We start from the raw sequence: 23494 nt of genomic DNA, 5'->3' as shown, positions 1-23494 counted from the left end.
TTTTTGATTAAGGATAAACAATGAGCACTGCTACTGACAGCAATACTGAGAATAATACTGAGAATAATACTGAGAACAACAGTAACCAGGGTAAGAATATTCTCAAACAATCCGCTGAACACCGTTATGCTGACGAGTTGGCACGATTGATTCAGTATGATGCCGCTGAAAATAACCTTAAACCCATAGGTTGGATACGCTCCCCAAAAGCGGTACGTAAATTTATCTTAGGTGACGATGCTTTGGATATTAGCCGTAAGTTTTATGGGGACGATGCTTTAGCCGATCGCTGCATTGTGACTTTATTAGGTAAGCAAGGATTAATGCTAGTAGGGGAGCCAGGTACCGCCAAATCCATGCTATCTGAGCTATTGAGCGCGGCGATATCAGGTGATTCTGGTCTTATGGTGCAAGGGTCGGCGGGCACTACTGAGGATCATCTGAAGTACTCTTGGAATTATGCACTATTACTCGCAGAAGGTGCTAATACTAAATCACTAGTGCCATCACCGCTCTATCAAGCTATGGAGCAGGGCAAGATAGTCAGGCTTGAGGAGATTACTCGCTGTCCGCCAGAGATTCAGGATGTACTCGTATCGATGATGTCTGAGAAAACCATGATGATTCCTGAATTTGGTGATGCGGGTCGATTATTTGCGCAGGCAGGCTTTAATATTATTGCCACCGCCAACTTACGAGATAAAGGCGTGCACGAAATGTCATCAGCATTAAAACGTCGCTTTAACTTTGAGACAGTACATCCTATTAGTGATCCTGCCTTTGAGAAGTCGTTAATACTCAAACAGTTACGCACTGAGCTTGGCGATCTTGGCGCTGGTATCAGCAGTGAGATTACGATCAATGAGGATGTCGTTGATCTATTGGTCACGGTCTTTCAAGAGCTGCGTCAAGGTCAAACCCAATCAGGTACTAATATCAAAACCCCTGATGCGGTCATGTCATCAGCAGAAGCGTTCAATGTGGCCTATGCTTCGGCGTTAGAAGGTTATTATTTGGGCGACAAATCATTGTCAGCGAATGCGGTCGCCAAGCAGATTATCGGTGTCGTGCTCAAGGATAATCCCGATGATATCAAGCGCATTCGTTTTTATATGGACAACGTCGCAAAAGAGCGCGCAAAAAAAGATAAAACATGGAAAGCCTTTTATGAAGAAGGTAAACGCTTTTGGCAGTAATGGTTAACAAGCGGTGTTGAAAATAATTTAATCAATCTTGTTAATTAAAATCCAACTTTACAACAAGGCGTGTTTTTAATTATGGAAAATCGGTTACCAGCACGTCTTATTACTGCTCTAGCTCAGCTAAAAGCGCTCAATGAGTTGGGCATTACTTTATTGCCCGTGCGTCATCACAGTCCCGCCTGCGCTTTTGCTACCGGACAGGCACTTAGCCAGCTACAACCTGCTGATATTCTTATCGAAGCGCCGGCTAGCTTTAATGATTTATTGCTCGATCTACAACACCCCGATAACAGGCCGCCTTTAGCTGTTCTTTGCCAAACGCAAGCGAGTACTATTGTCAACGATAGTGAGCAAGGGTCCAAAACCAGCAATGACATCAGTTCTGAGGACGATAAAGACAGTAAGCAGAAAAAGGGGCGCAAGCGAATTTATTCTGCCTATTTTCCTTTTTGTGACTATTCACCTGAATGGGTAGCGCTGCGTTTTAAAAGTACCAACTCTTTAGCTAAACCGCCACATATTGAATGTATTGATTTGCCATGGTCACACCAAGTTGAGCATCGTGAACGAGTAAATTCCGAGCAAACATGGCAGACACAGAGTTTACAGCAAGAGCGCTATCTTGCGCACAGTCAGTACATAAAAGCACTGGCAGATAAGTTGCATTGCCGAGACCATGATGAAGTCTGGGAACATCTGTTTGAGCTAGATACCACGCTTGAATTACGAGCGTGGCAGACATTCTTTTATAAAGTGTTAATCTGGTGCGCCATGTCACGTTTGGATTATGAGCAGGATGTGCTAGAGTCAGAAAGCGCATTAGTACGTGAACAGCACATGGTCAAATGTATTGTGGCTCGCTATCACTTTCATCGTGCTGAAGGCTCTAACTCTAAAACCAACTCTAAAACTAACTCTAAAACCAACTCTATAGCGAAAAAACCTGAAATAGTGGTGGTGACTGGCGGTTTTCATACCTTAGCTTTAATTGAATTATTATATCAACAGCTGATCGAACAACCGAATAAACAAGCTGTAAAAACGGTCAAAAATAAGGTCAACACCGAAATTAATTTTCCTGCTTCCGCCATCAATACTACCCCTGATGAGTCATGGTTGATTCGCTATAGTTTTGATAGGTTGGATGCGTTAAATGGCTATGCATCAGGTATGCCATCGCCAGCTTTTTATCAAAAGTGTTGGCAACAAAGACTGGCATTCGATAACAGCCCTGAGCCTAGTAACAGCCCTGAGCCTAGTAACAGCCCTGAGCCTAGTAACAGCCCTGAGCCTAGTAACAGCCCTGAACTTAGTTACCGCGAGGAAAATAAACAAAGTGAAAGCCAAGCCCGTCACCGCCTAGTCATTGATTTCCTCAGCGATTTTTCTCAGCAATTGCGTAGTGAGAAAATTAGTCTCAGCAATTTTATTACCGTCAAAACCGCCAGCGAGCAAGCCATCCGTTTGGCTGAGTTACGGGGACATCGTTTGACTGGGCGCTTCGATTTAATGGACGCTTGCTATAGTAGTTTTTTGAAGGGTAGTAATGACAACGGCACGCAAAGCTTCCACCGATTGCTGCAGCAACAGCTAGGTGGTTCGCAACTCGGACAAGTGATTAGTACTGGAAGTACACCGCCGTTATTAGCGCAAGTCTATGATTTAATCAAATCAAATCGTTTTAAGCTCGATGATACCTTAAGCAAAACCGCCAAGCTCGACGTTTTACGAGATGCTAACCATCGTCAGCGTAGTTGCTTGCTGCACCTGCTAGCGTTTTTGGACGTCGGATTCGCTAGACGTTTGAGCGGTCCTGATTTCTTACACGGTGGGCAACTGCACTTGCTGTTTGAAGAGTGGACTTACGCTTGGACACCGCAAATAGAAGCGCGTTTGATAGAGCTGTCCGAAGAAGGCTCGGATATTTATCAGTTGGCTATCCAGCGCTTATTAAAACAGCGTGAACAGTTCGATGAGCAAGCTCAAAGTCAGTCCTCAGCTCAACTTATTGGCCTATTGATTCAAGCATCGATGATGGGTTTGACAGAACAAATTGATAATTTATTGAAAGAAGTAAAAGATATTTTGCCGCATGATCCAGATTTGGCTTCGGTGCTGGCTTGTGGCCAACATCTAATGTATTTGTGGACGGGTAAACGCTTTTTACAACTACAAGACGATCAACAGTTAATCGATCTTATTGCTCAAATTCCAGTAACTAGTCTTTTTTTATTGTCGCAACTACAAACGCCCAATGACGATCAAGTCCGAGAGATTTTAACTCAGATCTTGAGTTTGCGAAATTTATTAAAACAAATAAATCCTATCTTGCGTGCTACTACAAACAGGGTTGCTATCGCTGCTCATCTTCAGCCAACTAACAATATAGTTCCAACTGACAATATAAGTTTCGATGCTGTTCAAGACTTTCAAAATGATAGCGATCTGCTCAGCCAATATCATATAACCTTGAACAGATTATTGCCCGACTGGCAGGATATTGATTTATTGCTCGGAGCCGTGCATGCCCTATCATTTATCGATAATATCAGTAATGAGAGTCAGCTCTCCGATCAATTGCAGCTGCATTTTGGCGTTGGTGCTCATGCCGAGCAAGCAGTGGCTTATTTATCAGGAATGATGGAAGCCGTACCAACTCTGTTTTTGCATCACCAAGCGATGACGCAAATGCTGGATCGTCTGGTTTCGCAGTGGGATAAGGCAACTTTTATTGCGCTGCTACCAGATTTGCGCTTGGCGTTTACGGCACTCAAGCCTATGCAGACCAATGAGCTGGCGCAGCAAGTCGCTACCTTACATGGGGTTTCCAGCACTGAGGTGACACAGTTTCAAGGTCAGATTAGTGAAAGCGACATGCTAAAGGGTCTGGCACTGAACCAGCAGTTGCAGCAACTATTGACTGAACGTGGACTGATAGGCTGGAGTGGCCAATGATGAATGATTTTAACTTACCCACTGACTTATCTGCTGATTTGCCAACGCCATCAGGTAATAACGCACAAAACGCTAAGTCTACTGCTGCAACCGACATTACCGACGATAGTAACAGTAACAGCGATAGACTCGCACGTTGGCGTCTTATTTTAGGGCGTTATAGTGATAAAGCCTTGTCGGATGTGGCGTTAAATAACGAGCAAATGCGTTTGGAGCGCAGTCTCGATTATTTATACAATCGAGAATATGACAATCGCGGCGATATGTTGGGTAAGCGGCGTGGTCAAACGGGTAGCCGCCTTAGTGGACAAGGCGGTTCGCTCGACGATTCGCAATTAACCGCGATTAATTGGCTCAATCAAGCACAAGATTTGTTTCCAAAGAGCACTTTTGAGCGGGTACAAAACCATGCATTTGAACGCTATCAATTAACCAGTTTACTTAAAAACGATCAAGTGTTGGAGCAGTTAGAGCCCACGCCGCAACTCGCCAAAACTTTGCTTAGTTTGCGGGGTCGTTTGAGTGAAGATACTAGAGACAATGTTCGCCGTATTATTCAAAGAGTAGTAGATGATATCGTCGCTAAGCTCAGACCTGATTTTGTCAATGCTATTCAGGGTAGACGCAATCGATTTCGCCGCTCCTTTATCGCCAATAGCCAGAACTTCGACTGGCGACGCACTATAGCCACTAATCTTAAACACTATAACCAAGACCTGAATAAAATTATTATCCGCGAACCTGTATTTAATGCGCGGGTGCAGCGGCATTTGCCTTGGACGGTCGTACTGTGTGTTGACCAGAGTGCGTCTATGCTCAGCTCGGTGATGTACAGCGCTATTTGTGCCAGTATTTTGACGAGTTTGCCAGCAGTAACAGTCAAACTATTGGTGTTCGATACTAATGTGGTTGATTTATCGTATATGGCACATGATTCGGTAGAGGTGTTATTGACGGTACAATTAGGCGGTGGCACTAACATTGCCAAAGCGGTGCAATATGCCGAAACTTTAATAACAGAACCTACTCGTACGATCTTTGCCTTGATTAGTGACTTTGAAGAAGGCGGCTCTGTACCGCATTTGCTGAGCTCAGTGGCTAGAATGCATGGGCAAAAAGTAAAGCTGATTGGTCTTGGCGCTTTAGATGAAAGCGCTAATAGTGTCTATGATATTCAAATGGCACAGAAACTCTCTGAGCAAGGCATGCAAATCGCAGCGCTTACGCCTGAACATTTTGCTGAATGGATAGCTGAGGTGATAAATTGATGAGCGTTGCCAGTATTTATCTCGCCTATGATGACAGCGCCTTAACCACCTACGCCAATGCTGGGTTATTACGCCGTGCCCAAAAAGACGTGGCAGCTAATAAAATTGAGCTGATTGCAGGTGATGATTCTATCAACAGTGCCGAGCAAATCATTCTAGACAGTGATGGGCAAACGGTTATCTTGCCGAGCAGTGGTTTGACGAATGCCAGTTGTAATTGCTCATCAGTCAGCGCCTGCAAACATATTCTGGCGTCAGTATTGTATCTGCAATCGTTAGCCGAATCTGCTAAAGGACAGGACACTGACATAGAGAGTCACCAAGCAACCAGTAGCATCGAATCTAACAAGACGGTTAAACAGAAAATCGATAGTGAGAATAAAGTCCCCAAGGTCAATGATGACAGTTTAAACAAAGCTAATAGTTCTAAAAATACTACCAATACTAGCAACGCTACCAATACTACCAACGCTACCAATACTACCAACGCTACCAACGCTACCAACGCTACCAATACTACCAACGCTACCGTGAAAACAGCAGTCGCTGAAGTGCTTACTTTTAGTCTAGACGACCTACAGAAATTTGCCAAAACTATTCCCAAAGCCAAACGTCTTAAAGCCATGCTAATGGCTGCTCATTATTTAGAGAACTTTGATAAAGTTGACTCTAGCGATTCTGCTAATAATAGTGACAAGTTGCAAGCCAATGTGATTGATGAGACCCAAAGTCTACGTATCCATTTGCCCCATCAAAATGAAGAAATACGCTATATCTTGGGCGCTGGATTCGCAGGGATGCTATCCAAAATTGAGCGTGATGTAGACAGTTATCATTGGCTGGCACTGATAGCTGTACAAAGGCTATATGGCTCAGAAGAGGGCATAGCCAAGATACGTCAGTGGTTAGCTGAACAATTATCCAACACCAGCAGTACAGCTAGTGTGAGTTTAGATACCTTGTCAGCGCTAACGAAGATAGTGTTAGATGATATTGCTTTTGACGTCGAGCAAATATTGTATCAAGGCTTGTCGCAACTAGAGCATTTTTCCGCTAATCGCATGCATCTTGCTAATACACTGGCTCGTAGTCAGCACCTACCACGTCTGGCTATGCAGCTACGCCAGCTGAGTGGTCAGATGCATGACTTTATCAAAGGTGATAATCATATTGACGAGCGTCAGCTATTGGTTAGTCTGGCAGAGCTGAGTGCTTATTTGTACCAATTGCAGCATAGCGATGCGACACAGCTACCAAAGTTACGAGGTAAATTACGTCATACTTATGACACCGATGACAACCGAGCTGATTTGAGTTTGCTGCCGTTAGGCGCACGCTGGTGGTTGAGTCAAGCTAAAGCACGCGGTTTAACCTTGTATTTTTATGAGCCCAATGAAGACCAGATTATCGAGTTTACCCAAGCTCGAGCGCAAGCACAGGATTTAAATTTTAACAAACAAACAGCTTGGTATAACGCCGTTTGGCTTAGCACGGCTCAAAACCTGATGAACCAGTTCAGCACCTTAGCTAACCCCAGATTCAATGACCATGGTGGGCTTGCAGTCACCGGGAGCAAAGTGCGAGACCACTCTTCGTTAAATGATGATTTTGCCGGCTATCTTAATAGCGTAAAAAAATTGGCCGTTGACGATTGGCAGCATCTACAACAACGCTGGCTACAACAATTGATGGATAATGGCACCGTCAATGAGATCGTAGTGTTAAATCCCGCTAAGATAGGCAGTTTGCAAGTTGATGAAATTGAACAATGCGTTTGGTGGCCGTTAGCCGATCAAAATAATAACCAAGTTCGCCTACGAGTTAATTGGAACGCTAATGAGCAGCAGAGTATCGATACTGTTGATAAGCTTGAGCGCATCGATAGCTATCTGATTCAAATGATCGTCGCTCAAGTCAGTATGATTGAAAATACCATTGAACTCACTCCAATCTCTTTGATCCTCTCAGACCATTTGTTTCATTTAGACTATAGTCGAGTCCCTACCAAGAAAAATACTTTGAAAGCGTTGCTAACTGGGCAAATCAGCAAGCTTATGAGTAAGAAAAGACGCTTAGTGGAAGTTGAGAGTACTAAGGTTTTGACCTTGAGTCAGCTTATTTGTGAGCCAATTCTAAGCGTATTAGACAGCTTGTCAGCAAGTGGACGATTGCAGCCTACCGAAATGCAAATCAAGCAGCTTCGCCAGCAGCATAGATTAGCGCAAGATGCAGGACTGAGCCTACTAGCTGCTAATATTGAATGTTTTTATAAACGTAGAGTAGAGGCAAATGACATCTTGCAACTGACTTATCTGTGCAAAATATTGCTGTTATTAGAAGCAGAGCTGCCGCTAAGTTTTAGCTGATAGATTTCATTAAGCTTTGAACCCATAATCTTCAATTAGTGAACGAAATATATGACCTTATATAAAATCAAATTAGCGGTTACTGTTGTTTGTTTTTCTTTGGCATCTATTTCGATAGCCAGCTGTCAGAAAACCAAAAATGACCAGCATCAACAACCGTCTTACGCACAGATATTAAATGAAAAGCATAGTGACGTTATAGCGTTACAGAGATTGGCCGAACAAGGCGATACTACAGCACAATTCGATTTAGGGGTTGCTTACGAGAATGGCCAAGGAGTAGCGCAAAACTACGCTAAGGCAATCGAGCTATATACAAAAGCAGCTGGCCAAGGTGACTCAGATGCACAAAATAACTTGGGCAGAATGTACGATGAAGGAAAAGGAGTAGACCAAGATTATACTCAGGCTGTTGAGTGGTACACCAAAGCGGCTAATCAAGGCAACGCCAATGCACAAAACAATCTTGGTTTACTGTATTTCGAGGGTCAAGGCGTAGATCAGAATTATGATCACGCTATTGAATGGTTGCAAAAATCCGCTGAGCAAGGAAATATGGACGGTCAATATAACCTTGGGGTTCTATATAGAGATAGTGATGAAAATCATCGAAGCTATAGTAAGGCGATTGAGCTATTCGAACCTTTAGCTGAACAAGGTCGTTCTGAGGCACAGAATAACCTTGGAGAAATATATCATAATGGTTATGGTGTAAATCGAGATCTCGTTAAGGCTATTCGGTGGTATCAAAAAGCAGCTGAACAAAATAATGCTGAAGCACAATACAATCTTGGAATTATGTATGTCACTGGTCAAGGGGTTGAACTAGATGAATCACAAGCCGTAAGATGGTTCGAAAAAGCAGCAGTTCAAGGAAGGATGGAGGCGCAATATAATCTTGCAGTAATATATGAAAAAGGCCTTGGTGTTGATAAAGACTATTCCAAGGCTATTCAGTGGTATCAAAAGGCGGCTGAACAAGGCTTTGTCAATGCTCAAAATAATCTGGGAAGACTATATGACTATGGGGACGGAGTACTTGAAAATGATGCCGTAGCCGTTGAATGGTTTCAAAAAGCGGCTAGTCAAGGACTGCCTGAAGCACAGTATAATCTTGGAAGAATGTATGATTATGGCTATGGGATAAATCAAGACAAAATTATCGCCAAAGAGTGGTATAGCAAAGCCTGTAATAATGGATTGCAAGAAAGTTGTAATAAATAAGAGGTGAAAATAAAGCCAAGCTTATTAAGTATACTCAGATATATACTGGTTCCAAACAAGACCCTATTCTTGCAGTGGAACTAAGATTTAAATGGATTGAGGCTATAGAGTACTTAAACAGATGCAGTTTAACTTTTATCTTCAAGCCGCTTGAATTGAGGTATATAAATATCAATGACCCAAATTCAGGAATTAAGCCATGTCATTTCTTCATTTAAAGTCAGCATTACCTATATTTAAAACGGCAATGGTTTGCACTTTATTAATAGGTACTGTGCAACTGATGATAGGGTGTGACTCACAGCCCTCATCTTCAAATAATGACGGCACTACGCAAAAGAATAATACAGACATAGACGGGGCTGAAAATGATGAGCTGTCTGTCAATCCAGCGCCTACAGATACCAGTGCTATGGATAAAGCACAAAATAACGAAGCAGCAGATATAGCTGATGAGCAAATCGTTAGCCCATCAGGTTATCAGAAACTAAGTTTCGGTCAGGTTATTACCCCTGAACTGCTAAGTAGCTTAGGGATGACTAGAGCAAAGAGTGATAATGAACAGTGTTATTACGTCAGTAATCCACAACTGAGCTACGTCGATAAAGAGTACGGTAAACGTGCTTCTGTACTATATCAAATCATAGAGGGCAAAGTTGCCCTGATCAGTATCCAAGATCCAAGCATACCTTTTTACAAAGATATCAAAGTCGGTGATTCCGCTACAGGCGTTATGAAAGCTCATAATGACAAGCTTAGTTACGAGGTGGATAAATATGCGGTTGATGGTGATTACTATAGCCTGATTGCTAACGTTAATTTTAAAGTGATAAAACAAAGCTCACTTGGAGAATCTTTAAAGAACGAAAATATTGAGCTTAATAATAAACAGGACAGCTTGCCTCTACAAATTGACTATCATATCAAGGGTGGTCAAAAGCTAAATGATCACACAATTAAAGCGACTGAGTGGACAGTAGATAATAAAGATCTCTTAAAAGGTCAAGTAAAAAGCATCGATATCGGTATACCAGAAGCGATTTATTTAGTTGAAGGTTGCTCTTGAAAATTTATGTGAAAAACTCTGCGTCTAGCTGAGTTTTTAAGGAAAAGCTATTTTTTATAAGATTACTTTGTGAATTGTGCTAGGTTAATGAGTCATCGAACTGTCTAGAATCTTATATGCTGCTTTGACTCTATCTACATTGGGATAGTTTTTATTTGCCAAAATAATAAACCCCAATATCAACAGCGTTATCTAAAAAAATTATACCTTAGCTCTCTATAATATTTTGAATATAGTTTTAGCAACCTTTTTTATTTTTATCAAAATAAATTATGTCATTTATTAATTTATAATATTCCTGTCACCGCACTAATGGGGTAGTTGGTATCTGACAAATATCAAAGATAGGCTACAGAGTAGTTTTCTATAACGTTAAACTGAGTTAAAGGCAGTAAGTATTTTGAATATGAATACAAGGACTTTAAGCGCTTCAATTTGCACACGGATATCATTTACCTAGCTTAACAGTTGCGAATGTATATATCTAATCAGATAAAAAAGGTACTCCTTCTGCTACTTTCAGTTCTCTTGTCTTAAAAGTACTTGATTAAGCAAATAAAATATTAATAACAAATGATAAAATATGAGCTGCCCTATAAATACGACAACATAGATTAACATTCTCGGCTAGATGAATATTCCAATTCTGAATTTGGCTACAAACTTCATTTATTCATCTAAAAGAGCAGACATAAAATCTCCAATCCTAAGGTTGGGATGTTCAAATTTGCTAAGCATTATTAGACTCAAATTACCCCCTATCTGTTATATAAAAAATGGCTCTACTGTATAAGTAGTCTTGAATAAGCCCTCTATTTTTCTTCCTACCATAGTTGCGAATTTCTCAAACCGCCTGTTATTTCATAAATATTATCTACCAATCATTTCCTAGTTATGTGTTTATGTTACTATTCTCTTTTTGTAAGTTACAGCTTGTAATTTAGAGTTTGGATTACTGTCATGGATATTTTTGACATAAATCTTTGTTATGAAATTGAATTGACTCTAATTTAGCTAAATTTGGATACAACAGGTTGAATAACAAAGCTTTCAATCTTTTAATTTATGAGATAGGTGACATTAATGGATTGGTTCAAAATAGCTCAATTTGTGCAAGAGTTTTATGTTTTTCCTTTGATAATTGTTTGTTTTGTTGTTTACATCGGCTTTCGATTTGTCTCAAATTATATAAATCCAGCAAAAATACTAAATAACAAACTAGCACAATTGGCTAGTGATTTAGAAAATATGAATGGGGATTCTAATTTTGACAAAGACTCATTGGATACAAAGTTTGAAGGCAATACTTCATTAAAACAGGCATGGTTAAATTATAAAAAAACTTTTCATGATATTCATGAAGTGAGAGACGGTGAAAGCATTATAGATCACTCACGGGCAACGGTGCCAAGTGAGATGTTTTTCACGGAATCCATCGTGGTAGATATTCCGCTAAAAGTGGATTTTTATAAGCACTTACCCGGTATGATTACCGGTGTTGGTATTATAGTTACATTTGCAGGTCTGTTGATTGGACTGTTAGCTTTTGACCCCGGAGGAAACCCTGACAAGGTTCAAGACAGCTTGACATTATTGCTAAAAGGCGTGGGAGAAGCCTTTATGGCTTCTGGATTAGCGATTACAACTGCAATGTTAATTACTTGGCGTGAGAAGTCGTGGCTTAGACAGTGTTATGCGCAATTACAACGGTTGAATACTGCCATAGATAATGTCTTCACTTTTGATGAAAGTGGTGAGGAATATCTGGCTAAACTACTCAAATCCTCTCAAGCCAATGAGGTGAATGCTCGACAGCTTAAAGATAGTCTAGTTAATGATTTAAAAACCATGATGATTAACTTGGTCGAAGAGAATAAAAGAAATCAAGCTGCTTTTGCTTCACAACTCAGTGAGTCTTATGCTCAAGTAGGCGCATCAACGGCAGCTCAGATTGGTGAATCTATTAAAAGCACATTACAAGAGCCTTTAGATAAAATCGCCTCAAGCGTGCAGCAGGTCAGCGGCGATCAGGGTTCAGCTGTACAAGAGCTTATGACTGATGTGTTAACTGCTTTTATGAGTAAGTTGGAAACGACATTTGGCGGTCAAATGACAGGTATGAGCGAGATGATGACTCAGTCTGTCACGGCTATGCGCGAGATGCAGTCAGGTTTCTCTCAATTAATTACAGATATGCAAACTAACAGTGAAGTGTCGACTAAAACGCTAGAGACTCAAATGGCGGCAATGATGGAGGACATTCATCAAAAACAAAATGAGATGTCTAACCAAATGAACGAAATGGTAGAGAATCTATCTGCGGGTTCGGCTAAAATTAGTGATCAAGGGTTATATGCTGTTGAGCAGTTAAACAGTAAGGTTTCAGAGCTTGTATCAGGTTTAGGTAATTCAATGTCAGACCTGTTATCAAATGTCGCAGAGCAACGTATCGAGCAGGATCGCCAAATATCAGATAATCAACAGAAATTGCACGAGCAGTCGTCTGTACTGATTGATAACTTAGGTAATGAAATTAAAGAGCTCATTACGCATAGCAAAGAAGCGGTTCAAACTCATAAAGAAAACATCCAAAAACTATCTCAAGTGACCACTGATAGTATCACTGGTATGAATAGTGGTGCGGAAAAAATGCGTATAGCTTCTGAACAGTTTACGACGGCTGGCAGCTCACTAATCACAGTGACTGGTAAAACCTCAGAGCTTATTGCACAGGTTAATACGACGTCAACCAATATGACCAGTGCTAGTAGTAACCTTATTGAGTTGATAAGAGATTATAAGAACTCTCAAAATAGCGTTAACCTTGCAATTGAAACACTAGAAACTCTCATTGAGCAGTCAAAGTCTGAAGCTGGCATGACTAGTCAAATGCTTAATGATATGCAGAATATGACGACGGCTTTAAGCCAAGTGAAAAGGGAGATGCAAGAATATTTAGCAGAAGTTAGTGATGTTCTAGTGAAGAGCTTCGATAGCTTTGGTACTTCCGTTGAAAGTAGTTTAAATCAATCGTTGGTGTCTTTTGACAACACACTTAACCAAGCTGTTCAACGCCTTGCAACTGGTGTTGAAGGCTTAGGTAATGTGGTTGAAGACCTTGAAGATCTTACCCAAAGAACTAGACGCTAATTTTGGAGTGTATCGCTAATGATTGGTAATAGGTACGCTAAAAAACCTCGTTCAAAGGATGAGGGTGAGAAGCCATTTTGGATCTCATTTGCTGACTTAATGACAGCGCTAATGACATTGTTTTTGGTAGTGATGGCAGTATCTTTAATGGTAGTCACTAAGAAAATTAATGAAGCAACACAAGCAGAGAAAGAGCGAAGTTCAGAGATCTTGGATATTTGTACTGGTATTAAAGACGACCCCACTTTAAAGAATCAGCTCATCACAGTAGACTGTAAAGAGAACCGTATAAATTTTGGTGAGGCGGGTCGCTTTGGGTACAACGATTACCGATTGAATGCAGAGGGCATAAAAGCTCTAAGTGCTTTAGTGCCGGTTGTCTTAAAAGCTGCCAATAGTGAAAATGGCAAAAAATGGTTTAAACAGATCGTGATTGAGGGCTTTACAGATACCGATGGATCATATTTATATAACTTGAATTTAAGTCTACGCCGTTCGGAGTGGGTGATGTGTAGCTTGTTAGATCCCACATTTAACCCAGAGCTTAGCTTAACTGATGAGCAAAAAAATCAAATCAAACAGCTATTTCTAGCTGGAGGTGTGTCGTTTAATTCAGCAAAAGACAGCAAAGAAGCATCACGTCGTGTAGAGCTACGGATGCAGTTTTATGGTTTAAAAGAAAAAGAAAGTGCTGAGGCGCAGCCTATTTTTGTTTCTGCCCCTATTGAAACCTGTCAGCTGGCAAGGTAAATGTGATGAGTATAGCTATTTTAAAGCAGAGACTGAATCAAAGTATCGATAGTTTCTCTGAACCTGCGCAAATACATAATAGGTTTGCCAGGCCGAGTAAGTTAATTAAGACGTTAGAAATCATTGAACGTAAGTTTGATGATATGGAGAATATTCAGCCTATCGAAGAAAAAATTGTTAACTCAATTTTAAAATTAGAAAAGCATGGTAAAGACTATCTCACAAAACGCGATTGGAAGAACCTAGCTTGGTCACTCAGTAAGACGTTGCTAAATTATGAGGACAAGATACTTTTTACTTTCAAAGGTAGCGAGCTCATTGAACAATTTAATAAAATGAATCCTGAGTTGCTAAAGGTTGTTTATTTCCCTCTACTTTATAGTTATTTTGCGGTAGAACAAGATGAGATAAATAAACGGCCCAATAACTGGATTCAGCTCAGGAACATTTTAAATACTAATCGCTCTACGTTGTTTCAAGCCACTCTTAGGCCTAAAAAATGGCTTACTACGTTAACTGATCATCCTGAAGTGCTTTCGCTAGATCCTTCCAAAAGATTTATTCGTGACTTTTTATACAATAGCGATGACAGTAGAGTCAGTAGTCAATTAGAAAGCTTAAGCATTGCTCCTAATAGCTGGTTTTGGGATAGCTTGGTAAGCTCATCTATCAAGTCAGTCAAGACGATTAAGGAAGATGACTACTTTAAAGTGATACCACGCTTCTTACTTCTTCTCGAAAAGAATCCAATTTATACCACAGCTATTTTAACGGCTCTACTTGAACGTTATGCTTCTACCTCAAAACGCACACTTGTACATGAAGCTTTAAAGAGTATTTGTTTAACGCAATGGGGAAACCCACAATACGACTCATCAGCAGGTTGGCGCAATGTAAACCCAGATACTAGAAAAATGGTGGTTCAATGGTTTGTAAGAGCAGACTTAGAAAGCTTTTTTACCGTTTTTAGTGGTGGTGCCGATATTCGAAGATTTAATTACTGGATGAGGTTTCTTAAGCAAGTAACGCTCTCAGAAATCTTCTTAAATGAACAGGCAATGTTTTATCCAACAACACAACAAGTAGAGTTTAAAAAAAATAATTTGGGAAGATTTAAAAGGATTACTGGTAAAAGCAATGCTGCAAATGCCTTTATGATTAAAATAGGTGGGTTTTATATAGTAGAGTTCTCTGAAATGAATAATGCAACTTATTTTTATCGCCAAATACCATACTCTTCATTTCAGGAAAAAACACATAAGGTTGATATTACTAGTTTAAAATCAACTTCCCGAGCTGAGTTTTACTTATCACATCAGAGTGTTTGGGAAAATTCTTTTGATCGAAGATTACAAGGTTTAGGAATATTTCCAGATTAAACTTATAGAGTATCTTTATGAAACTATCATTTTGGAAACGAAATAAAAACGAGCAGACCACAATATCAGAAACCATAGTCAATAGTGTCAAGCCTGCGCCATTGCAATATGATGACATGGGTTTAAAGCACTGCTATACAGCTGTGGCTAAAACTGATGCAGATTTCTACTGGGAGAGTTTAGCTGATGAAGAGCTCGCTTATCAGTCAGATGAGAGATATATATTGCCATGGGAAGAGTTATTTCAGATTAAACAAGATCCTGACCATAGCGATGTCATTAATTTGCTCAACTTGCCGCTATCAAATGATTTATACCCGATAATTCGTAGTGAAAATGGTATAAGCGATTCTAATTTCCAAATTATTCTGGATGGTTGGTGTGATAAAAGCAAGGTTAAGTTTAAAGGCTCAGTCAAACGAACAGGCGCGATTATTAGTCTTACTAGTAAAGAGTATTTATTAAACGAAAGTACTTGGAAGTTATTAGAGAAAATTAAAGAGTTCTCTCGTATTACGGATAAAGATAAATCAATAAATCAAAAGTATTGGGCACAAATACGTGGTTTAGCAAATAAAAGTGAGGCGAACTTAGATGAGTTCCTACGTAAAACCATCGTACTAGCCCCAGATGAGCTGCAACTTAACCTTCGTAAAAACTTGGTTAGTACAGAGTCAGTGGTGGAGGTTCAGCCTGATTTCAAAGATTCGCCCTCGAATTGGTTACAAACTTTTGATAAGTATAATGAAGTGCAAGATGAATATACAATCAGCTTACCAGAAGGTGGCTTGGCACACGTTATCATCGAGCCGCAAGTTAAGAGTGTACTAAATGAAATTAAGAAGATGCCAAATCGACGCATAACTGGCGAGCGTGCACAGACCTTTTTACATAATCCTTTTGCTCAGTTAGGGGAGGATGCGATAGAGGTTATATCTCCAGAGGGCTTTGAACAATCCAAAGAAGATGCAGAAATCTATACCTACCGTTTGCTAGTAGATAAAACCTATGATGAAGCATCGCATTTTAGTTCCGCTCAGTTAACTTTGCACGAAAACTCAAGTAGAGCACAAGACCCTGTTATTTTAGAGCTTTCAAATCTAGCGCAAGCTCAACACTTTGTTGCTACTTATGAGCGATCATCACCTGTGTTCCTATGGGCAGGTTACAGTATAGACAGAACAAACTACTTAGATAATCTGATAGAAGAACTGAAAAGTGATCTAGAAAAAATTCAGCAGTATGATGATGAATTGCAAGCTAAAACAGTGCTAGATTTAAGCAATTACAGCGATAGAGTGATAGGGATTGGTGAAGCTGAGAAACTGAGCTCTGAAGCCATTCAAAAAGATAGTGGCGAATCCGAATGGTTACCACAGAATCTTATAGATGAGTCAGCCGATTTATCTCAATTTACTTCTGATAATACTGATGCCACTACTGAACTACTTGAGCAACGTATCCAGCATGCAGAGGCAGAAGGCGAGAGCTTCGTTCTACATCCGGACAGCAACGTCTCTATTCCATTAGATGATGCAAAAAAATTACTTAATGATCTGCGTGATTCAAAGAGTGATGACCTAGCGGAAAACGACATAGAGCAAGAGCAGCCAAAACCTGATGAAACAAAGAAAAAATCTACCTTATTGATTGCCAATAATATCGATGAGGCTGACTTTACTAAGAAGCGAGCGGAGGTTCTAACTTTTGATGAAAGTAATCGCCCTCAGGCCAGATTGCCATCAAGTTTTAGAAGCCAAGAATTTAGTCTGAAAAAGCATCAGGAGTATGGTATCGCTTGGCTACAAAACCTATATGAGTATGCACCAATTCAGGTAAGCGGCTGCTTATTAGCGGACGATATGGGATTAGGAAAAACTTTGCAGTTACTTTGTTTTATTGGTGAGTACTTAGAAAACACAGAAGATAAAAAGCCTGCATTAGTAGTAGCGCCAGTTTCTTTATTGGAGAACTGGGAGGCTGAAATCAATAGATTTTTTAGCGCAAAGTTTGGTAAGGTTCTAAGCTTATATGGAGATAACTTAAAACAGCGAAAAATACCGAAGCACTTAATATCTTCTCAATTAAGAAATGATTATGGAATAACGAATCTACTTGAAGAAAATTGGTTAGGCGGTGCAGATATCGTATTGACTACTTATGAAACAATGCGAGACCTTGAGTTTTCTTTAGGAAGGGTAGATTGGAGTATCATGATATGTGATGAAGCCCAAAAAATAAAAGTGCCTACTGCAATGGTTACTAAAGCGGCTAAAGCTCAAAAAGCAGATTTTAAGATTGCTTGTACAGGCACGCCTGTAGAAAACTCACTTGTTGATCTATGGTGCTTATTTGATTTCATTCAAGAAAATCTGATAGGTTCGCTTAGCGAATTTAATAAAGAGTATCGACGTCCTATTGAAAAGAAAGACGATGAAGACAACGCGATAATAGATTACCTTCGTAAGTTGATTGAGCCACAAGTATTAAGACGTATGAAGCACGATGTCGCTGAGTTACCAGCAAAACACGAAATTAATGATTGTAAAAATATTCAAATATCAACGTTACAACGCACACTATATAAACAAGTATCAAATGATTATAGACGTTTATCTGAGCAAGGCCATAAAGGCGTTATGTTAAAAGCACTACATGACATGCGAATGATTTGTGCTCATCCTCTAAATTTGCTAGAACAAGCGACTATCAAAGATTCACCTAAAGCTGAATGGTTAATAAAGACTTTAGAGAGTATAAAACAAAAAGATGAGAAGGTTATTATTTTTACTGAGTTCAGGGCTATTCAAGTGTTCTTAAAACGCCTTCTTCTTGAGCGATTTGGATTAAATGTTACTACAGTGAACGGAGATTCCAACACTAACAGCAGAGTAGGCTTAACTCGGCAGGGTATTATTGATAAGTTCCAAGAAATGGATGGTTTTAATGTGATTATTTTATCCACGGTGGCAGTTGGCTTTGGAGTAAATATCCAAAAAGCGAATCATGTAATTCATTATACACGAAGTTGGAACCCCGCTAAGGAGGACCAAGCAACCGATAGAGCCTACCGAATTGGGCAAGATAAAGAGGTTTTTGTTTATTACCCATCTATTGCAGCAGATGATTTTGAAACCTTTGAAATCAAACTGGATAAGCTACTATCAAGTAAGCGTAGTCTTGCTGATGATATGTTGAAGCCAAACGTAGAGCTGACTCAAGAACTGATTCAGTCGATTTATTGATTCATTTTTTTAAGAAAAAGGCGTTTAAACATTGACTATTAATAAATATATTTTAAATGAGTTATATGAATTTAAATACATAGCTGTTGGTACGAAATATATAGTCAATCCATAATAAAACTGGAACGGTAACCCTCCCAAGCATAAGACACTAATCAAATAAAATTAAGCTGCGTAGTTTGATTTCTGTATCGCCATAGATCCCAAGCTAATTTCTTTGAGAGGGTTAAAGCGCTTCGCTCTTGGCGCCTGTAATACCGTCACCTTGCTATCGTTTATCTCAACAATAGAATAGGCCGCTTCAGTCCTGTCGTTTATGTGTCGAATATAAAAGTAGTCATAATTTTATTCGTAGTTCTTATTTGAGGATGAGATTTAAAGTAGTGAAATATTTGATGTGATTAGCATCGGATCAGATAGCTAATAGTAAGTGATCAATTAACATATAAATTGGTAATAGCTATAATTTATCAGATTTTTTGATTAAGTGATCGCCAACCTATGAAATTACATATATGAGGACTAAACTAGGGCTGGCTAGATAAAACAGCTTCATTTATAGGCCAAGCATTACATAATCAAAAGCTTAGTGGTATAAGTCTGAATTACAGCGAGTTAATTAATCGCCCCTCTAAGGATTCTCATAGTGCCCACAGCAGAATTTCAGCTTAACTTCCTAAGACGTATTCAATGGTTGCTTGAATCTAGCTCTTATACCTCGACCTATAAATTTGCATTATTAATCGCAGTAACCAACCTTTCTATAGAGTCTGGGATTAGTGATAACAGTGAATGCTTTATTTCTTATGAGCAGTTAGCAGAGCAGTTTATGCAGCTTTATTGGACACAAGCATTACCGTTCTCAGATCAGTATGGTGAATCTATATTGAAGCAAAGCAGTACAACAGGCCAAGCTAAGGTCATCACTAGTATTTTAACCCTGCAACAAGAAACTAAGACTACTAACTTAAATATAGCTCGGACACATAATGTCAAAAAGTGGCAATCAACTATTAAAGAAATAGCTCGAACCATTAAAAGCAACCCTGCCAAGTATCTACAAAGTGCAGAAGATAAAGTTAGCCGTGAATTCTTCTATATCTATAACTCAAGAGAAAAAGTAATCATATTAAAGTCTGGGATCGCTTACTGCTTTGCGCGTTTTAGTCAGATAATACATAAGCTTTGCCAACAATACTGGACAGAGTTTGTACGGGACAATCGTCACAACCAATTATATTTCAGTAATGACATTGATCTACAAGATTTTTTGTTTAACAAATCGCGTCAAGATCTAAGCTTGTTAGTACCTATACTCAATGAAACTCAGCAGGGTCAGTGTTTCTACTGTCAAAAACCATTAAAAAAAGACATCGAAGTTGATCATTTTGTACCTTGGTCAAAATATCCCAATGATACGACTCATAATTTTGTACTGACTGATCATACATGTAATAACAGTAAACGTGACTATCTGGCTGAGGAGAGGTTTTACGAGAAGTGGTTGAGGCGTAACCAACAATACGGACAAGTTATTGAACAACAAACAGACGGTATTGGCTTCATAAGTAACCAGAAGCGTTCAGAAACTATTAGCCAATGGGCTTACCAAGTAGCTGTAGAGCATGAAGACCTAGTCTGGTCACCAGAATTAAATATGAGGCTACGTACTATCAACCCTGAGCTATTACCCAGATTGAGAAGCTGATACTTTAATCATATCAATTTTATGATTAATCGCTTATTGAAAACTGATGTGGATTTATCACAACTATGCATAAAAATTTGCGTGAGTTGGGCTAATAAAATCATGATTTAAAGTTGTCACAATAGCGGTTTTCAAAATCAAAAAGGGAAAGTATGTCAACCCTGATTATGCTTTTCCCTAATATGTACTATTAAATGCTTGTGACATATTTAGAACATATGACAGAGCAATGCCTTATTTCGATATGATTACAAAATTTACTGATCTTATTGGAGGCAGTTAATCAAATCACTGATAGTGCTAGGCGTGCAGTAGATATATAAGCCTATCTAGGCGACCTGATTGGGGGCAGTCTACTACTTACAAAAACGAGAGTTATCGCAGAGGCGCTTCTTAAAAAGTTACCTGAAGATGAGTTGAAAGCTTTGATAGTAGAGCATAATATTCTACAGAAGAAGTCTGATAAAACATCTAGCCGCTATGCGAGTGCGATCCGAAAGCGGATTGAGGGCTTGGGGGATGAGTTCATGCAGTGGTTGTGGTCTGCTACAGATATAGCTTATATTCAATTCCTATTGATTGCTGTAATCACTGCATACTTGCCCAAAGTGAGCGATTGCTGCTTCCCTTGCCAGCGATAGGCACACCCTGTTGTGCTTGTTTGAGGATATTGACGATTTAATTGTCAGTAAAGCATATCTTCTTCATAGTATTCTCCTGCTGGTAATTTAGCCCTTCATCTTTACTTTGAAGTGTTCTTATCTATCTGGAGCAGTACCTACTAAACAACAATTGAGTTTCAGTTTTGTATTGTTAGCAAAGACCTTCGACATATTTGAATAAAATCTAAACAATAAAAAAGGCTTACAAATTAATGTAAACCTTTTTAGGTACTGCTAATATGGTGGGCCCAGTAGGACTTGAACCTACGACCAAAGGATTATGAGTCCTCTGCTCTAACCAACTGAGCTATGGGCCCTAACGTCAGACGGCTAATGATACCTGATTTTTTCAACTTTTCAAGTAAAAGATACGCTCTAGGGCAATATTATTAGATAATAACTGCTTTTTTTAGCTTAACCCCCTGCTAGAGTCAAACTACGACCACCATCGACGTTAATGATATGCCCAGTAATATAGCTGGCTTGTGCCAAAAAAAGTACGCTTTGGGCAATATCTGCTGGGCTACCAATACGTTGCAAAGGGATAGAGGCGATGATATTAGGTTGCTGAGTTTTATCAAGCGCTTGATCGCTATCGGCATCCGGTAGGATATTGACTCCAGGAGCTACGCCATTGACTCTGACCAAAGGAGCTAGCTCTAATGCTAGCGATTGTACCATCATATGCTGAGCCGCCTTAGCCATGTTGTATAGGCTGTAACCATTAAAGGGCTTGTCATGTGCATGAATGTCTAACAGGCTGATAATGCAGCCTTGCTGAGCCTGCAAATAGGGCAGTAGCGCTTGACTGAGTAATAAAGGCGCTTTGGCATTAGTCAAAAACAGCTCATCCCAGTGCTGAGCATCGATAGTAGCAATAGGGGTCGGATAAAACCGCGATGCATTATGTACTAGTACATCCAACTGTCCAAAAGCTGCAATCACTGTTTGGCTAAATTCGTTTAAGCTAACAGAGTCATTGACTAATGCTAAGTCGGCAACTAGTACTAGGGCGCTGTCAGTACGCTGCCGATTGAGCTTGCCAGCTAAGACGTCGGCTGCTGCTCGACTGCTATTACAGTGAATGATAACTCGATAGCCTTTAGCATGGGCAGCTTGCACAATAGATGCACCGATACGTTTAGCGCTACCAGTAACTAGCATCACTGCTGCATTATCAGCGTGGTTCAAAGGAGGCTGACGATGAGCCGCCCCTTTGTCATAAGGCGTTAGTGGCTCTATAACACTCATAGCGACGTCTGGCTGCTGGCGGCTTGTAAGTGTTCAATACGGGTTTGGCGTAACGCTGCACCAATAGCAGCGCCCTTCAGCTGCGGGTCTATACTGTCCATAGTAATGGCGTGAAAGCTATTGAGGGCTAGCATAGTTCGTCGATGTTTCCGTGCCAGCTGTAGCAGTTGGCTAGTGACTAATAATTGTGAGAGCTTATTAGGGTCTTTATGCGCACTACAAGCTTGAAGCAGATCTATTGTTTCAGCGGCGCTTAGCTGGTTAATCATGGCTAGTTTGTGTGCTTGTTGCACGAATAGACTAGCGAATTGAGTCTGGGCTTTAGGTACTTTAGCGTTATCGCCTGTGCTAGTGATCTCGGCTACAGCCTTAATGGTTGCTGCATCTTTATTATTTATGATGCCATTGTTGTGTTTAGAAGGGTGCTGATCGGCATAGTCAAATAAGGTTGGATCAATACTCGCCATTAATAGCGCCCAACGCTGCGATAAGTTCAATTGCATCTGCCCTGCAAAGTATAAGGCAGTTTGAACCGTTTCGCGGATATGAGTGTGCCTCCAAGCCTGCTGTAAAGGCGCGAAATAATCGACCAAAGCACCAATATCGAACAGTTGCTGCCAATAAACTTGTGGTGAGTCCTGCATTGTAGCGCGACTAGACTCTTGCCAAATCCGCTCTGCGCTTAAATGCGTAAGCTCGCCTGAGCTGACCAGTTGGGTCATTAGTTCTAGCGTTTGAGTAGCTATAGTAAAGCCCAAGTCATAATAGCGGCTATAAAAGCGCGCTGTCCTAAGTACTCGTAGCGGATCTTCACTAAAAGCCTCTGAAACATGGCGTAAAGTCTTAGTAGCCATATCTTCTAGGCCGCCATAGTAATCCACCACTGTATCAGTAATAGGGGTGTCGTCAGTTAAGCTAGTCACTTCAATAGCCATAGCATTAACCGTCAAATCACGACGCTGCAAATCTTCCTTTAGCGTGACTTCACTGCTGGCATGTACCTTAAAACCTTGATAGCCATGGCCTTGTTTACGCTCAGTACGGGCTAGTGCATACTCTCCATGAGTAACGGGGTGCAAAAATACTGGAAAGTCAGCGCCGACTTGTTGAAACCCTGCTGCCAACATAGCATCTACCGTTGTCCCTACTACTACAAAGTCTTTGTCCTTTATTGGGCGTCCTAATAGCTGATCACGTACCGCACCACCAACCAGATAAACTTGCATCTCAACCTCTTGTCATTGAGTTTTAAAATAAATAACAAATAG

General features: G+C 40.1%; 14 protein-coding genes and 1 tRNA gene. 12 read left to right on the top strand and 3 right to left on the bottom strand.

Features of this window, described 5'->3' with window-relative positions; genetic code table 11:
* The first annotated feature begins 20 nt into the window (after nt 1-20).
* From JMY09_RS03175 to JMY09_RS03120, 12 genes are all read left to right on the top strand, one after another.
* Nucleotides 21-1196, top strand: coding sequence for an AAA family ATPase (locus tag JMY09_RS03175; protein WP_201622135.1), 1176 nt, complete (start codon nt 21-23; stop codon nt 1194-1196).
* Nucleotides 1197-1277: 81 nt separating this feature from the next.
* On the top strand, nt 1278-4157 hold the full coding sequence (locus JMY09_RS03170) for a DUF5682 family protein (protein ID WP_201622134.1): 2880 nt from the start codon (nt 1278-1280) through the stop codon (nt 4155-4157).
* Nucleotides 4154-5425, top strand: a complete 1272-nt coding sequence (locus JMY09_RS03165; RefSeq protein ID WP_227677130.1) for a VWA domain-containing protein — start codon at nt 4154-4156, stop codon at nt 5423-5425. Before JMY09_RS03170 ends, JMY09_RS03165 begins: the two co-directional genes overlap by 4 nt.
* Nucleotides 5425-7791, top strand: a complete 2367-nt coding sequence (locus JMY09_RS03160; protein ID WP_201622133.1) for a hypothetical protein — start codon at nt 5425-5427, stop codon at nt 7789-7791. The genes JMY09_RS03165 and JMY09_RS03160 overlap by 1 nt, the downstream gene beginning before the upstream one ends.
* Before the next feature lie 99 nt (nt 7792-7890).
* Nucleotides 7891-9015, top strand: a complete 1125-nt coding sequence (locus JMY09_RS03155) for an SEL1-like repeat protein (protein ID WP_201622132.1) — start codon at nt 7891-7893, stop codon at nt 9013-9015.
* 199 nt (nt 9016-9214) lie between these two features.
* Nucleotides 9215-10081 carry a hypothetical protein gene (locus JMY09_RS03150; protein WP_201622131.1) on the top strand — a complete coding sequence of 289 codons (867 nt, stop codon included), beginning with the start codon at nt 9215-9217 and terminating at the stop codon, nt 10079-10081.
* 1083 nt (nt 10082-11164) lie between these two features.
* Nucleotides 11165-13231 carry an anti-phage ZorAB system protein ZorA gene (zorA, locus tag JMY09_RS03145; protein WP_201622130.1) on the top strand — a complete coding sequence of 689 codons (2067 nt, stop codon included), beginning with the start codon at nt 11165-11167 and terminating at the stop codon, nt 13229-13231.
* A gap of 18 nt (nt 13232-13249) precedes the next feature.
* Nucleotides 13250-13981 (top strand): type I Zorya anti-phage system protein ZorB1, encoded by a 732-nt coding sequence (gene zorB1, locus JMY09_RS03140; protein ID WP_201622129.1) that lies wholly within the window; start codon nt 13250-13252, stop codon nt 13979-13981.
* Nucleotides 13982-13986: 5 nt separating this feature from the next.
* Nucleotides 13987-15360: an EH signature domain-containing protein gene (locus JMY09_RS03135; RefSeq protein ID WP_201622128.1), complete on the top strand. Its 1374-nt coding sequence runs from the start codon at nt 13987-13989 to the stop codon at nt 15358-15360.
* A 17-nt stretch (nt 15361-15377) separates the two neighbouring features.
* Nucleotides 15378-18605, top strand: a complete 3228-nt coding sequence (locus tag JMY09_RS03130; RefSeq protein ID WP_201622127.1) for a DEAD/DEAH box helicase — start codon at nt 15378-15380, stop codon at nt 18603-18605.
* A gap of 646 nt (nt 18606-19251) precedes the next feature.
* Nucleotides 19252-20313 carry an HNH endonuclease domain-containing protein gene (locus JMY09_RS03125; RefSeq protein ID WP_201622126.1) on the top strand — a complete coding sequence of 354 codons (1062 nt, stop codon included), beginning with the start codon at nt 19252-19254 and terminating at the stop codon, nt 20311-20313.
* Between the two features lie 338 nt (nt 20314-20651).
* A complete protein-coding gene (locus tag JMY09_RS03120) occupies nt 20652-20954 on the top strand; it encodes a BrxA family protein (RefSeq protein ID WP_227677139.1) in 303 nt (100 codons plus the stop codon).
* A gap of 261 nt (nt 20955-21215) precedes the next feature.
* Here the strand turns inward: JMY09_RS03120 and JMY09_RS03115 are convergent.
* From JMY09_RS03115 to JMY09_RS03105, 3 genes are all read right to left on the bottom strand, one after another.
* Nucleotides 21216-21292: transfer RNA gene (locus JMY09_RS03115), tRNA-Ile, on the bottom strand.
* 97 nt (nt 21293-21389) lie between these two features.
* The gene (locus JMY09_RS03110) at nt 21390-22226 is read right to left on the bottom strand and encodes a pteridine reductase (RefSeq protein ID WP_265087988.1); all 837 of its coding nucleotides are present in this window, start codon (nt 22224-22226) and stop codon (nt 21390-21392) included.
* Nucleotides 22223-23452 (bottom strand): tRNA nucleotidyltransferase, encoded by a 1230-nt coding sequence (locus tag JMY09_RS03105; RefSeq protein ID WP_201622125.1) that lies wholly within the window; start codon nt 23450-23452, stop codon nt 22223-22225. The genes JMY09_RS03110 and JMY09_RS03105 overlap by 4 nt, the downstream gene beginning before the upstream one ends.
* Nucleotides 23453-23494: the final 42 nt, after the last annotated feature.

Source organism: Psychrobacter urativorans, assembly GCF_904846695.1.
Taxonomy (GTDB): Bacteria; Pseudomonadota; Gammaproteobacteria; order Pseudomonadales; family Moraxellaceae; genus Psychrobacter; species Psychrobacter urativorans.
Note: the sequence above shows the minus strand (reverse complement) of the source record. Positions and strands in the feature narration are given on the sequence as shown.

Bases quoted from the DNA above. Each gene is read 5' to 3' on its own strand.
- JMY09_RS03175 (WP_201622135.1), top strand. From the start codon at position 21: ATGAGCACTGCTACTGACAGCAATACTGAGAATAATACTGAGAATAAT.
- JMY09_RS03170 (WP_201622134.1), top strand. From the start codon at position 1,278: ATGGAAAATCGGTTACCAGCACGTCTTATTACTGCTCTAGCTCAGCTA.
- JMY09_RS03165 (WP_227677130.1), top strand. From the start codon at position 4,154: ATGATGAATGATTTTAACTTACCCACTGACTTATCTGCTGATTTGCCA.
- JMY09_RS03160 (WP_201622133.1), top strand. From the start codon at position 5,425: ATGAGCGTTGCCAGTATTTATCTCGCCTATGATGACAGCGCCTTAACC.
- JMY09_RS03150 (WP_201622131.1), top strand. From the start codon at position 9,215: ATGTCATTTCTTCATTTAAAGTCAGCATTACCTATATTTAAAACGGCA.
- zorA (WP_201622130.1), top strand. From the start codon at position 11,165: ATGGATTGGTTCAAAATAGCTCAATTTGTGCAAGAGTTTTATGTTTTT.
- zorB1 (WP_201622129.1), top strand. From the start codon at position 13,250: ATGATTGGTAATAGGTACGCTAAAAAACCTCGTTCAAAGGATGAGGGT.
- JMY09_RS03135 (WP_201622128.1), top strand. From the start codon at position 13,987: ATGAGTATAGCTATTTTAAAGCAGAGACTGAATCAAAGTATCGATAGT.
- JMY09_RS03130 (WP_201622127.1), top strand. From the start codon at position 15,378: ATGAAACTATCATTTTGGAAACGAAATAAAAACGAGCAGACCACAATA.
- JMY09_RS03110 (WP_265087988.1), bottom strand. From the start codon at position 22,226: ATGAGTGTTATAGAGCCACTAACGCCTTATGACAAAGGGGCGGCTCAT.
- JMY09_RS03105 (WP_201622125.1), bottom strand. From the start codon at position 23,452: ATGCAAGTTTATCTGGTTGGTGGTGCGGTACGTGATCAGCTATTAGGA.